Below are 12,936 nucleotides of genomic sequence, written 5' to 3'. Positions count from 1 at the left end.
CTTCACGTCCACCGGCGGAGCCCCGCCTGGTGGACCGGTGAAGCGTGGTCCACCCTACGCCTTGTCCTGTCGATCCGTAGGGCGGGTGAAACCCGCGTGGGTCGGCGCACGGATGTGTCGGGTTGCACCCGACCGTGTATGGATCAACCACATGGGTAACAAAAGAGTTCAGTCACATGGGTGACACTTTCAAGGATAGATAACCCTCCTTCTGCTCTTGCTCATCTACGCGACCAATCACAACCGGGCCGAAATGCACGGCCCAGAGTTCTTCACCAATCTGCTCCAATCCAATCTGTTCGTGCTTGAGCAGGTGCCCTACGTAGATACGTAGTCCCCTTCGATTGAGGATGCCGTTGCAATCTGCCCGATAGACTTCGACATGGCCCGGATACGTCAGCTCCGGCAACTGTTCTGGATAAGTACGTGGTGACTCCTTGTAGCACTGGCTGGGTGTCTGCTGCTTCAGGGCCTCATGAGGTCTCTGCTGGTTGTAGTTCTGAATGAACTCATCGAAGCGCTGCTGTTGCTCTGCCATGTGCGCCGCCACAGGCTGGGTGACTGCTCGCTTCAAGGTTCGGTGCATGCGCTCATGCCGCCCCGGGGCTATGCGCTCCGGAATGATCCCCAGACGTAGCCACCAGATCGATAGCTGGGTCAGGCCAGTTCTGCCCGTACTGGCAAACGGTGTTCCGTTGTCGGTCCGCAGGCGCAGTGGCAGCCCATGGCAACGAAACAGCCGCTCAAAGGCTGCCTTGGTCTCCTCCAGTCGTGTCCCTGCCATGCCCTCGCAGGCCAGGAGGTATCGGCTGGCATGATCCATAACCGTCAGGGGGTAGCACCATTTACCGTCCTGGGTCAGAAACTGGCCTTTGTAATCTGCGCTCCAGAGCTCATTGGGCTCGTGGGTCGTCTTCAGCGGTTTTGGATAACTCGGTACCCGGCGGCGAACTCGTCGGGGGGCGATAAGGCCCTCCAGTTTGAGGATGGTGTAGATCGTGGTCCTGGAGGGACTCTGGCCGGGGTAACGTCGCTCAACCAGCGCCTGGATTTTCTTGGGCCCTAGCTCAACCTCCGAGCGCCGTCGCAAGTCGAGGATGTACTCGCGAATGACATAGGGAGTTCGCTCCTGCTCGTGACGCTTTCGGCTCTGCTCGGCAAGCCCTTGCATGCCGGCTTGCTTGTAACGCTCAACCCACTTGTAGCCTGTCTTGCGGCTAATGCCGAAATGCTCACAAAGCCCACTGAAGCTGCTCACCTGCCTGAGGTAATCAGCGATGAACAATACTTTTTCGTCCATAGGTTTCAGCTCTCGCCAAGGCATGGGGCGCCCTCCTGAGGGAACCCCGCTAGGTTAAAAACTGTTACCCATGTGGTTGAACCGATTTGTCACCTATGTGGGTGAGTCATACCACCGGGCCTCTTCGCGAATGAATTCGCGCCCATGAAAAAGCCCCTCGGATGAGGGGCTTTTGCATTGCAGCGCGCCGATCAGCCGTGGGCGACGGGCTGCCAGGCCTTGGGCTTGAAGTACAGGGTCTCGCCACGGGCGAGGCCGACCAGGCTGTCGTGGTCCTTGACCACTTCGGCTTCGATCAGCTCGTCCTGGCCGTCCACCTTCAGGGTCACCCGGGTGATGGCGCCGAGGGGGCGGATGTCGCGGACTTCGGCGGCCTGGTGCTCGTCCTCGGCCTCCTTGGACAGCGAGACTTCGTGGGGGCGGAACAGCACGTGGCGGTCGTCGCCCAGCTGCAGGCGGTTGGAGTCGCCGAGGAAGTGGTAGACGAAGGGGCTCGCCGGCTTCTCGTAGACCTCGCCCGGGGAGCCGATCTGCTCGATCACGCCCTTGTTCATCACCACGATGCGGTCGGCCACTTCCATGGCTTCCTCCTGGTCGTGGGTGACGAACACGGAGGTCAGGTTGATCTCCTCGTGCAGGCGCGCCAGCCAGCGGCGCAGCTCCTTGCGCACCTTGGCGTCGAGGGCGCCGAAGGGCTCGTCCAGCAGCAGGATCTTCGGCTTCACCGCCAGGGCGCGGGCCAGGGCGATGCGCTGGCGCTGGCCGCCGGAGAGCTGCTCCGGGTAGCGGTCGGAGAGCCAGTCCAGCTGCACCATGTTGAGCAGCTCGTGGACCTTCTCGGCGATCTCCGGCTCGCTCGGGCGTTCGCCCTTGGGTTTCATGCGCAGGCCGAAGGCGACGTTGTCGAACACGCTCATGTGGCGGAACAGGGCGTAGTGCTGGAACACGAAGCCGACGTTGCGATCGCGCACGTCGTGCTGGGATACGTCCTCGCCGTGGAACACGATGTTGCCGGCGTCCGGGGTCTCCAGGCCGGCGATGATGCGCAGCAGGGTGGTCTTGCCGCAGCCGGACGGGCCGAGCAGGGCCACCAGCTCGCCGCTGTGGATATCCAGGTTGATGCCGTTGAGCGCCTTGAAGGCGTTGAAGTTCTTGCTGACGTTACGGATTTCGATGCTCATGACTCACTCCTCATCAGCGCTGGATTTAAGACGGGACAGGCGGGCCTCGCTCCACTGCTTGAGCAGCAGGATGACCAGCGCGAGGATCAGCAACAGGCTGGCGACGCTGAAGGCGGCGACGTGGTTGTACTCGTTGTAGAGGATCTCGACGTGCAGCGGCAGGGTGTTGGTGACGCCGCGGATGTGGCCGGAGACCACCGACACCGCGCCGAACTCGCCCATGGCGCGGGCGGTGCACAGCACCACGCCGTAGATCAGGCCCCATTTGATGTTGGGCAGGGTCACGTGCCAGAACATCTGCCAGCCGTTGGCACCGAGCAGGCGCGCGGCCTCTTCTTCCTGGGTGCCCTGTTCCTGCATCAGCGGGATCAGCTCGCGGGCGACGAAGGGCACGGTGACGAAGACGGTGGCCAGGACGATGCCGGGCAGGGCGAAGACGATCTGGATGTCATGCTCGCTCAGCCACTCGCCGAAGTAGCCCTGGGCGCCGAACAGCAGCACGTAGATCAGGCCGGCGATCACCGGGGAGACGGAGAAGGGCAGGTCGATCAGGGTGACCAGGATGCTCTTGCCACGGAACTCGAACTTGCTCACGCACCAGGCGGCAGCCACGCCGAACACCAGGTTCAGCGGCACCGAGATGGCGACGGCGATCACCGTCAGCTTCAGCGCGGAGAGGGCGTCGGGCTCGAAGATGGCGGCGAAGAAGGTACCGAAGCCCTGCTTCAATGCCTCGCTGAGCACGATGTACAGCGGCAGCAGCAGGAAGATGCCGAACACCAGCCAGGCGCCGGCGATCAGCGCGCGACGACCCCACACGTTGCCCCGGCGGGCAGCGTTGGCGGAGGCGGCGGCGGTCAGGGTTGCACTACTCATGACGACGGCCTCCTCAGGGGGTTTCGATGCGGCGCTGCAGCAGGTTGATCAGCAGCAGCAGGATGAAGGAGACCACCAGCATCAGCACGCCGATGGCGGTGGCGCCGGTGTAGTCGTACTGGTCGAGCTTGACCATGATCAGCAGCGGCAGGATCTCGGTCTTCATCGGCATGTTGCCGGCGATGAAGATCACCGAGCCGTACTCGCCCACGCCCCGGGCGAAGGCCAGGGCGAAGCCGGTCAGCCAGGCGGGCAGCAGCGCCGGCAGGAGGATGTGGCGGAACACCTGCAGCGGTTTGGCGCCCAGGCAGGCGGCGGCCTCTTCCACCTCGCGGGGGATGTCGGCCAGCACCGGCTGCACCGTGCGCACCACGAAGGGCAGGGTGACGAAGGTCAGCGCCAGGGTGATGCCCAACGGGGTGTAGGCGATCTTGAAGCCCAGGTCGGTGGCGAACTGGCCCACCAGGCCGGCCGGCGCGTACAGCGCGGTGAGCGCGATGCCGGCCACGGCGGTGGGCAGGGCGAAGGGCAGGTCGATCATCGCGTCGATGATCTTGCGGCCGGGGAAGTCGTAGCGCACCAGCACCCAGGCCAGCAGGGTGCCGATCAGGCCGTTGAGCACGGCGGCGGCGAGCGCGGTGCCGAAGCTGAGCTTGAGGGCGGCGAGTACGCGGGGTGCGCTGATGATGTTCCAGAACTGCACCCAGGTGAGGTCGAAGGTCTTGAGGAACATGGCGCCCAGGGGAATCAGCACCAACAGGCTGAGATACACCAGGGTGTACCCCAGAGTCAGCCCGAAGCCGGGTATGACCGGGGAGATACGTCGAGACATCATCTGTCCTTTTTCTGCGTTGGAACGCTCAAGCCCGCCACCGGAATATCACCGGCCCGGGCACGGCAAAGGGAAGCTCGCGCTTCCCCTTGTCCGGGCGGGGCCTGCGCCCCACCCATTTTCTTGCAGCTTGCAGCTTGCAGCTTCGGCTTATTGCGCCTGGTAGATCTGGTCGAAGATGCCGCCGTCGTTGAAGAACTTCGGTTGCGCTTCCTTCCAGCCGTTGAAGTCCTTGTCGACGGTCACCAGGTCCAGTTTCGGGAACTGCTTGGCGAACTCGGCGGCGACCTTCGCGTCACGGGGACGGTAGAAGTTCTTCGCGGCGATGCGCTGGCCTTCCTCGCTGTACAGGTACTGCAGGTAGGCTTCGGCGACCTTGCGGGTGCCTTTCTTGTCGACGTTCTTGTCGACCACGGAAACCGGCGGCTCGGCGAGGATCGACAAGCTCGGCGCGATGATCTCGAAGTTCTCGCCACCCTGTTCCTTGAGCGCCAGGAAGGCCTCATTTTCCCAGGCCAGCAGCACGTCGCCAATGTTGTTGTTGACGAAGGTGATGGTCGAACCGCGGGCGCCAGTGTCGAGAACCGGCACGTGCTTGTACAGCGCCTGCACGTATTCCTGGGCCTTGGCATCGCTGCCGTACTGCTTCTTGGCCCAGGCCCAGGCGGCCAGGAAGTTCCAGCGGGCGCCGCCGGAGGTCTTCGGGTTCGGGGTGATGACTTCCACGCCTTCCTTGGTCAGGTCGCCCCAGTCCTTGATGCCCTTGGGGTTGCCCTTGCGCACCAGGAACACGATGGTCGAGGTGTAGGGGGTGCTGTTGTCCGGCAGGCGCGCCTGCCAGTTCTCGGGGATCAGCTTGCCGAGCTTCTGCAGCTCGTCGATGTCGCCGGCCAGTGCCAGGGTCACCACGTCGGCCTTGAGGCCGTCGATCACGGCGCGCGCCTGCTTGCCGGAGCCGCCGTGGGACTGCTGGACCTTGAGGTCCTCGCCGCCCTGGGCCTTCCAGTGCTTGATGAAGGCGGCGTTGTATTCCTGGTACAGCTCGCGGGTCGGGTCGTAGGAGACGTTGAGCAGCTCGGTGGCGGCGGCGACGGGGCCGGCGACCAGGGTGGTGAGCAGGGCACCGGCCAGGGTGGCCAGGGCGAAGCGGCGAATCGACATGGATGGAGCTCCTGAATTCCGGGTTCTTATGGTGTTGGCTGGTTTGTCTTTCAGGTACGACGGGCGTTCACGGCGCCCGTCGCAGTCGACTCGGTTCGCGTCTCGGGTTGACCCCTCCGGCGACCCGGTCGGGTGTTCGGGTCAGCTGTTCTTGCCGGCGGGCGGTTGCAGGCGGAATTTTTCCTTGCGCTCGATCTGCACCACCTGGCCGTTATGGACGGTGATCTCGACGGCACCGAAACGCAGGCCGTGCAGGGCGCTCTGGATTTCACGCAGGATGCTGGCTTCGTCCTGGCCTTCGAGGCTGCGAAGGGTTGCGCTCATGGTCATGCTCCTTGGATGGGATGCCCGCGTCGGTTAACAGGGGTTTCGCGTGGCGTGGGCGCATCTTAATCAGGGCATGAATATTCTTAAAAATACTGTTTAATAATTTTTATATAACCATCGGGTCTTTGAGACGGCGGGCTCAGGCGCGAGCCCCGTCGCGGGGAGGTCAGAGCAGGCTGATCTGGTGCGGGTTGCCAAGGGTGGGAGGGGCCAGCTGCCAGCTTTGCTCCAGCTGCTGGGCCGATTGTGGACGGCTGAACAGGTAGCCCTGGCCATGGTCGCAGCCCAGGCCCCGGAGGAAGTCGGCCTGGCGCTGGTGCTCGATGCCTTCGGCCAGCACCTCCAGGCCCAGGCTGTGGCCCAGGGCGGTGACGGCCTTGGCGATGGCGACGTCGTCGCGGTCGTCGGGCAGGTTGTGCACGAAGCTCTGGTCGATCTTCAGCTTGTGCACCGGCAGCCGCTTGACGCGCTGCAGGGACGAGTAGCCAGTGCCGAAGTCGTCGATGGACAGGCGCACGCCGAGCTTGCACAGGCGGTCGAGCAGCTCCAGGGCGGTGTCCGGGTCCTCCATCACCGCGCTTTCGGTGATCTCCAGCTCCAGGCGACCCGGTTCCAGGCCGGTGTCGGCGAGTACGCGGGCGACGCGGGTGTCCAGCTCGCCACGGCTGAACAGGCGGCAGGAGACGTTCACCGCGATGAACGACAGCTGCAGGCCGCGCTCGGTCCAGTCGCGCATCTGCCGGCAGGCGCGCTCCAGCACCCAGGCGTCGATGGCGCCGATCAGGCCGCTTTCCTCGGCCACCGGCAGGAACTCCGCCGGTGGCACCAGGCCACGCTGCGGGTGCTGCCAGCGCACCAGGGTCTCGACGCCGATCAGGCGGCCATCGGCCAGGTCGTGGATGGGCTGGAACACCAGGCGCAGTTCGTCCTGTTCCAGGCCCTGGCGCAGCGCGGTGACCAGCTCGACCCGCTGGCGCGCCTGCTCGGTCAGTTCCTGGCTGTAGAAGGCGAAGGTCTCGCGGCCCACGCTCTTGGCCTTGAACAGCGCCGAGTCGGCGTTGCGCAGTACCTGCTCGACGTTTTCCGCGGCGCCGGGGAAGGGGCTGATGCCCAGGCTGGCGCTGATGAACAGGTTCTGCGTGGACAGGTGGAAGGGCGCGGCCAGGCATTGCTGGATGCGACCGGCGAGGTCGGTGGCCTGTTCCGGGCTGAAGTCCTCGCAGAGCAGGCCGAACTCGTCGCCGCCCAGGCGCGCCAGGGTCATGCCGCCGGCCATCAGGGTGGCCAGGCGCTCGCCCACCGCCTTGAGCAGCAGGTCGCCATGGTTGTGGCCGAGGCTTTCGTTGATGTGCTTGAAGTGATCGAGGTCGAGCAGGATGACGATGCCTTCGCGGCCCTCCCGGCGCGCGCGTTCCAGGGCGTGCTCGACGCGCTCGGTGAACAGCAGGCGGTTGGGCAGGTTGGTCAGCGGGTCGTGGTGGGCCAGGTAGTCCAGCTCGTTCTGCGAGCGCTTGATGGCGCTGACATCGGAGAACACCGCCACGTAATGGGTCAGCACGCCGTCCTCGTCGTGGATGGCGCGCAGGTTCTGCCACAGCGGGTACACCTCGCCGTTGCGGCGGCGGTTCCACACCTCGCCGCTCCAGGCGTGGCGGTTCTTCAGCGCGTTCCACATCGACTGGTAGAAGGCCTCGTCGTGGCGCCCGGACTTGAACAGCACCGGCGTCTGGCCCAGCACCTCGCGCTCCTCGAAGCCGGTGATGCGGGCGAAGGCGCGGTTGACGTGGACGATGCGCTGCTCGGCGTCGGTGACCAGCACCCCCTCCTGGGTGGCATCGAACACAGCGGCTGCCTGGCGCAGGCTGCTCTCCTGTTCGCGGCGTGCCTGCAGGTAGGCGCGCAGGCGGCGCATGTGCAGGCACACCAGCAGGTAGAGCAGGCCGCTGGTGATCACCACGAAGAGCAGGCCCTTGGCGGATTGCAGCGCGTTCAGGTGGCTGCCATCGGGGCTCAGCACCTGGAGCAGGTGGTCGCTGAAGAGGATCCAGGCGCTGGCGAGGAGGAAGTAGGGCAGCACCAGTTTCATGGCGCTGAGCTTGGGTTTCATAGGTGATGGGTGCCGTGCCGGATGTGATCGGTTTCGCATTATAGATGAATGGGGATTCATCTCTTTCTTATCTAAAGAACGGGATGGTTTTCTCACAATTCATGGGGATAATGCCGGTGTTTGTCCGACAACCTCGTCTTCCTTCCCCCCGAGGCTACGCACTCCATGTGGTACTACGGTTTTCTCGACCTGTCGCTGTGGCAACTGGTGGCGGTCACCTTGGTGATGACGCACATCACCATCGTCGGCGTCACGGTCTACCTGCACCGCTATTCGGCCCATCGCTCCCTCGAACTGCACCCGGCGCTGAAGCATTTCTTCCGCTTCTGGCTGTGGCTGACCACCGCGATGAACACCCGCGAATGGACCGCGATCCACCGCAAGCACCACGCCAAGTGCGAAACCGTCGACGACCCGCACAGCCCGGTGATCAAGGGCCTGGGCACCGTGCTGCGGCGCGGCGCGGAACTGTACCGCGAGGAAGCCGAGAACGAGGAGACCCTGCGCATCTACGGCAAGAACTGCCCGGATGACTGGCTCGAGCGCAACGTCTATTCGCGCTACCCCATCGGTGGCGTGACCCTGATGGCGGCCATCGACCTCGCCCTGTTCGGCGTCGGCGGCATCACCATCTGGGCCGTGCAGATGATGTGGATACCGGTCTGGGCCGCCGGCGTCATCAATGGCCTCGGCCACGCCGTCGGCTACCGCAACTTCGAATGCCGCGACGCCGCCACCAACCTGGTGCCCTGGGGCATCCTCATCGGCGGCGAGGAGCTGCACAACAACCATCACACCTACCCGAACTCGGCCAAGCTGTCGGTGAAGAAGTGGGAGTTCGACCTGGGCTGGGCCTGGATCAAGCTGTTCAGCTTCCTGCGCCTGGCCAAGGTGCAGCGCGTCGCGCCCATCGCCCATCGCGTGGAAGGCAAGGGCAGCCTGGACATGGACACCGCCATGGCCATCCTCAACAACCGTTTCCAGATCATGGCGCAGTACCGCAAGCTGGTGATCGCGCCCCTGGTGAAACAGGAACTGGCCAAGGCCGACGAGTCGGTGCGCCACCTGTTCCGTCGCGCCAAGCGCCTGCTGTCCCGCGAGACCAGCCTGCTGGACGAGCGCCACCACGCGCGCATCGCCGCCATGCTGGAGCAGAGCCAGGCGCTGAAGGTGATCTACGAGCGCCGTCTCGCCCTGCAGCACATCTGGGTCAAGACCAGCGCCAACGGCCACGACATGCTCGAAGCCATGAAGCAGTGGGTGCACGAGGCCGAGGCCAGCGGCATCCAGTCCCTGCGCGACTTCGCCGAGCAGCTCAAGACCTACTCGCTGCGCCCGGCCGTCGCGGCCTGATCGCGGCAACCCCGAAGAAGGCCGGCCATCGCCGGCCTTTTTCTTTTGCGCCCGCAGGCTGGCGCCTAGCCCGCGAGGCCCCACGATGCGAGCCCGCCCCTTCGCGAATGAATTCGCTCCTACCCTCCCACTCCCACCTGCACCGCCCACACAGGCCTGCCCCTGAAACACGGCCAAAAAAAACCGCCCGGGGGAGGGCGGCTGGAACAAGACATCGAAAGGAGCAATCACATCGACGTCAGGAGGTAAGGAGGAGGTGGAGCGGGTCGATCAGCTGTCCTGGCCGGACTCGGCCTTGCGCTCCGTGCCCTGCTTGGCGATGGCCTCTTGCTGGGCAGCGTCCTGGGCGCGCTGCTCATACTGCGCATTTCGCGCAACAAAGGCGGACGACTCTTCGGCGAAGGAGAACTGGGTGAAGGACAGGGCGAAAGCGGTGAAGGCGGCAGTAACAAAGAGATTGCGTTGCATAGCGTGATCCTCGGCGGGATGCATCTGGAAACCGAGGCCATCTTAGGGGCCGGGCCGGTGGTGAAAAACCGCGGCCCAGGTGAATCACAATTGCTTCTAGCGCAACAATTGCGTGCGCACCGCCCAGTGGCGGGGATCGTCCAGCACGGCATCGTCCTGGGCGAAGAGGGGCGGCAGTTCGGCCTTGAGGAAGTCCACCCAGGTGCGGGTCTTGGCGTCGAGGAAACGCCGTGACGGATACACCGCGTAGATGTTGCGCTCGCGCAGGCGGTGCTCCGGCAGCAGGCGCAGCAGGGTGCCCTCGCGCAGCGGCTGGCAGGCGACGAAGGAGGGCAGCAGGCAGAAGCCCATGCCCGCCTGGGCGGCGCGTGCCAGGGATTCGGCGACGTTGACCTGGAAGGCCTCCGCCGGCAGCACGTCGTACTCGCCGTCCTCGTCCTGCAGCACCCAGTTGTCCTGGTAGAGCGGGTCCAGCAGGCGCAGGTAGCGGTGGTGGCGAAGGTCCGCCGGCCCCTTGGGCACGCCATGCTGCTCCAGGTAGGCGGGCGCCGCGCAGACCACGCTGTACATCTGCCCCAGGGATTGCGCCACCATCTGCGAGTCCGGCAGCTCGCGGGCGAAGGTCAGCACCACGTCCTGGCCGTCCTCCAGCGGGTCGGGGTTGCGCTGCGACAGCGTCAGGTCGATCACCACCTCGGGGTACAGCGCGGTGTAGCGCGCCACCAGCGCGGTGACGTGCTGCAGGCCGAGGCCGGTCATGGTGTGCACCCGCAGCCGGCCGCTGGGCTTGAGGTGCGCACCGCGCGCCTCGGCGGCGGCCTGGTCCACCTCGTTGAGGATCGAGCGGCAGCGTTGCAGGTAGCGCTCGCCCACCTCGGTCAGCGCCAGGCGCCGGGTGGTGCGGTGCAGCAGCCGCGCCTGCAGCTGCTGCTCCAGCTCCGAGACCAGCCTGGAGACCTGCGCGGTGGAAAGGTCCAGCGCCTGCGCCGCCGCGGTGAAGCTGCCGGTCTCGATGACGCGGGTGAACACACGCATGCTGTTCAGGGTGTCCATTGTTACTCCTCGCGCAAGGCTGATTCTCGAAGGGCGCTGATTATCCAGGAAACGCCGGTAAATATACTGCCAGCCCTGAGCTGTTTGCCGTTTTCCCGGATCACCGCCCATCGCCCCGCCTGCGGGCTCGTGGCCCTGCCGATCCGCCCTGCATTGCCGAGGTATCCATGACCCCCGACCAAAGGTTCGCCCGCCGGGTGCGGAGCGCCATCGTGGCCTTCGTGCTGCTCTTCGCCTACTTCCTCGCGGCCGACCTGTGGATGCCCATCACCCCCCAGGCCCAGCTGACGCGCCCGGTACTGCGCCTGGCGCCCCGGGTCAGCGGCCAGGTGCTGGACATCGCCGTCGGCAACAACGCCCACGTCCAGGCTGGGCAGTTGCTGTTCCGCCTCGACCCCGAGCCCTTCCGCCTTGCCGTCAACGCCGCCGAGCTGGCCCTGGAGCAGGCCGCCCAGGACAACGCCGAGCTCGATGCCAGCCTCGCCGCCGCCCGTGCCGACAAGCTCGCCGCCGACGCCTCGGCCCAGGAGCTGGCGCGCGAGACCGAGCGCCTCGGCAAGCTGGTGGCCAGCCAGCACGTCTCCCGCCAGCTGTTCGAACAGACCCAGTCGCAGCGTGCCGCCGCCAGCGCCAAGGTGGCCGCCGCCAGTGCGCGCATCCACCAGTTGGCCGCCGAGCGTGGTGCGGCAGGCGACGACAACCTGCGCCTGCGCCAGGCCCGCAACGCCCTCGACCAGGCCCGCCTGCAGCTGCAGTACAGCGAAGTGCGCGCCGAGCGCGCCGGTACCCTGAGCAACCTGCAACTGTCCCCCGGCGCCTTCGTCGCCGCCGGCAGCCCGGTGGCCGCGCTGGTAGCCGATGAGGCCGACATCAGCGCCGACTTCCGCGAGAAGGCGCTGCGCTACGTGGGCCTGGGCGATGGCGCCAGCGTGGTGTTCGACGCCCTGCCCGGGCGCATCTTCGCCGCGCGGGTCGGCGCCATCGACGCGGGCGTCAAGGAAGGCCAGCTGGACGCCAACGGCGACCTCGCCGCCCCCGCCACCTCCGACCGCTGGGTGCGCGACGCCCAGCGCCAGCGCCTGCACGTGCTGCTGGAGGCGCCCCCGGAAGCGCCCCTGCCCAGCGGCGCCAAGGCCACGGTGCAGCTCTACCCCCACGAATCGCCCCTGGCCACGTTCTTCGGCCGGGTGCAGATCCGCCTCATCAGCCTGCTGCACTACATCTACTGATGAAGCGCCCGGCCCTCAGCGAGAACGGCCTGCGCCAGTGCCTGCGCCTGGCCTGCGGCGGCACCCTCGGCCTGTTCGTGTGCAAGCTGATGGGCTGGGACAACGGCTCGTTCTTCTGCGTCTACCCCATGCTGCTGCTGGGCCTGGTGCCCACCCTCAACGCCCATGTGATCCGCCAGTTCCTCGCCCAGGCGGTGCTGGTGAGCCTGGAGACGCTGGTGATCTATGGGCTGTTCGGCGACCGCCCGCTGCTCATCGTGCCCCTGGTGTTCCTCGCCTTCCTCTGGCGCTTCAGCCTCATGGCGCGCGGCCCGCTGTTCCTGTTCGGCGCCCTGGGCTGCGTGTTCCTCTCCATGCAGCTGCACTTCGCCAGCTACCCCGAAACCCACCTCTACGACCTGGTGGCCAGCAACCTGGTGGCCGCCGCGCTGACGGTGCTGATCGCCTGGCTGATGTTCTTCCTCTTCCCCGATGCCGAGCCCCGCGAGCCGCGCACCCCGCCGCCCAAGGACCTGGCCAGCCAGCGCCACGAGGCCCTGCTCGGCGCCTCGATCGCCACCCTGTCGTTCATCCTGTTCCAGAGCTTCGACCTGAAGGATTCGCTGTCCGCGCAGATCGCCTCGATCCTCGTGCTGTTCCCCATGCACTGGAACGGCATCCGCTTCGCCGGACGCATCCGCGCCCTCGGCACCCTGCTCGGCTGCCTGATCGCCCTGGTGCTGCAACTGCTGCTCTACGACCACTACGACGTGCTACCGCTCGTCGCCTCGCTGTACTGGATAGCCGCCTTTTTCTGTGCCCGAGTGCACGTATTGGAGGGGGCGCAGGGAATCGGCTTCGGTGCGCTGACAACTTTGGCCATCGTTTTCGGTCAATACCTGACGCCGAGTCACGACATGATGTTCAGCCTGGCCTATCGGCTCAGTTCGGTTTGCGTTGCGGTCTTCATCACCCTGCTTGCGGTGTTCGTCCTGCACCGCCTGTTCAACCGTTTTGCAGCCATTCGTCACCAGAGTCATGCCTGACGCCGGCCACTCATGCCCGCCGCT

12 protein-coding genes are annotated in these 12,936 nt (G+C 65.7%); 3 read left to right on the top strand and 9 right to left on the bottom strand.

Annotation, left to right across the window (positions count from 1 at the left end):
- Window positions 1-172: 172 nt before the first annotated feature.
- The 7 genes from ACYJSS_RS26165 to dibA all read right to left on the bottom strand — a co-directional run bounded on the left by ACYJSS_RS26165 (window position 173) and on the right by dibA (window position 7,784).
- Entirely contained in the window at window positions 173-1,324 is a 1,152-nt protein-coding gene (locus tag ACYJSS_RS26165; protein ID WP_236205905.1) for a helix-turn-helix domain-containing protein, read from the bottom strand.
- A 167-nt stretch (window positions 1,325-1,491) separates the two neighbouring features.
- Window positions 1,492-2,481, bottom strand: a complete 990-nt coding sequence (locus ACYJSS_RS26160; RefSeq protein ID WP_111263957.1) for a sulfate/molybdate ABC transporter ATP-binding protein — start codon at window positions 2,479-2,481, stop codon at window positions 1,492-1,494.
- 3 nt (window positions 2,482-2,484) lie between these two features.
- Window positions 2,485-3,357: a sulfate ABC transporter permease subunit CysW gene (cysW, locus tag ACYJSS_RS26155; RefSeq protein WP_111263958.1), complete on the bottom strand. Its 873-nt coding sequence runs from the start codon at window positions 3,355-3,357 to the stop codon at window positions 2,485-2,487.
- A 13-nt stretch (window positions 3,358-3,370) separates the two neighbouring features.
- Window positions 3,371-4,189: a sulfate ABC transporter permease subunit CysT gene (cysT, locus tag ACYJSS_RS26150; RefSeq protein ID WP_021217926.1), complete on the bottom strand. Its 819-nt coding sequence runs from the start codon at window positions 4,187-4,189 to the stop codon at window positions 3,371-3,373.
- Window positions 4,190-4,339: 150 nt separating this feature from the next.
- Window positions 4,340-5,350 (bottom strand): sulfate ABC transporter substrate-binding protein, encoded by a 1,011-nt coding sequence (locus ACYJSS_RS26145; protein ID WP_111263959.1) that lies wholly within the window; start codon window positions 5,348-5,350, stop codon window positions 4,340-4,342.
- A gap of 141 nt (window positions 5,351-5,491) precedes the next feature.
- Window positions 5,492-5,674 (bottom strand): sulfur starvation response protein OscA, encoded by a 183-nt coding sequence (gene oscA / locus ACYJSS_RS26140; RefSeq protein ID WP_021217924.1) that lies wholly within the window; start codon window positions 5,672-5,674, stop codon window positions 5,492-5,494.
- A gap of 169 nt (window positions 5,675-5,843) precedes the next feature.
- Entirely contained in the window at window positions 5,844-7,784 is a 1,941-nt protein-coding gene (dibA, locus tag ACYJSS_RS26135; protein ID WP_459480816.1) for a phosphodiesterase DibA, read from the bottom strand.
- A 165-nt stretch (window positions 7,785-7,949) separates the two neighbouring features.
- On the opposite strand from dibA, the gene desA reads away from it, so the two are divergent.
- Window positions 7,950-9,137, top strand: coding sequence for a delta-9 fatty acid desaturase DesA (desA, locus tag ACYJSS_RS26130; RefSeq protein ID WP_111263961.1), 1,188 nt, complete (start codon window positions 7,950-7,952; stop codon window positions 9,135-9,137).
- Between the two features lie 270 nt (window positions 9,138-9,407).
- On the opposite strand, the gene ACYJSS_RS26125 is transcribed toward desA, so the two are convergent.
- Both ACYJSS_RS26125 and ACYJSS_RS26120 read right to left on the bottom strand, forming a co-directional pair.
- Window positions 9,408-9,605 carry a hypothetical protein gene (locus ACYJSS_RS26125; RefSeq protein WP_111263962.1) on the bottom strand — a complete coding sequence of 66 codons (198 nt, stop codon included), beginning with the start codon at window positions 9,603-9,605 and terminating at the stop codon, window positions 9,408-9,410.
- 96 nt (window positions 9,606-9,701) lie between these two features.
- Complete coding sequence (locus tag ACYJSS_RS26120; RefSeq protein WP_111263963.1) at window positions 9,702-10,658, bottom strand: LysR family transcriptional regulator; 957 nt, start codon at window positions 10,656-10,658, stop codon at window positions 9,702-9,704.
- 167 nt (window positions 10,659-10,825) lie between these two features.
- On the opposite strand from ACYJSS_RS26120, the gene ACYJSS_RS26115 reads away from it, so the two are divergent.
- On the top strand, window positions 10,826-11,887 hold the full coding sequence (locus ACYJSS_RS26115; RefSeq protein ID WP_111263964.1) for an HlyD family secretion protein: 1,062 nt from the start codon (window positions 10,826-10,828) through the stop codon (window positions 11,885-11,887).
- Window positions 11,887-12,912, top strand: coding sequence for a DUF2955 domain-containing protein (locus ACYJSS_RS26110; protein ID WP_178083018.1), 1,026 nt, complete (start codon window positions 11,887-11,889; stop codon window positions 12,910-12,912). The genes ACYJSS_RS26115 and ACYJSS_RS26110 overlap by 1 nt, the downstream gene beginning before the upstream one ends.
- Window positions 12,913-12,936: the final 24 nt, after the last annotated feature.

The sequence above is a fragment of the Pseudomonas sp. No.21 genome (assembly GCF_054558415.1).
Note: the sequence above shows the minus strand (reverse complement) of the source record. Positions and strands in the feature narration are given on the sequence as shown.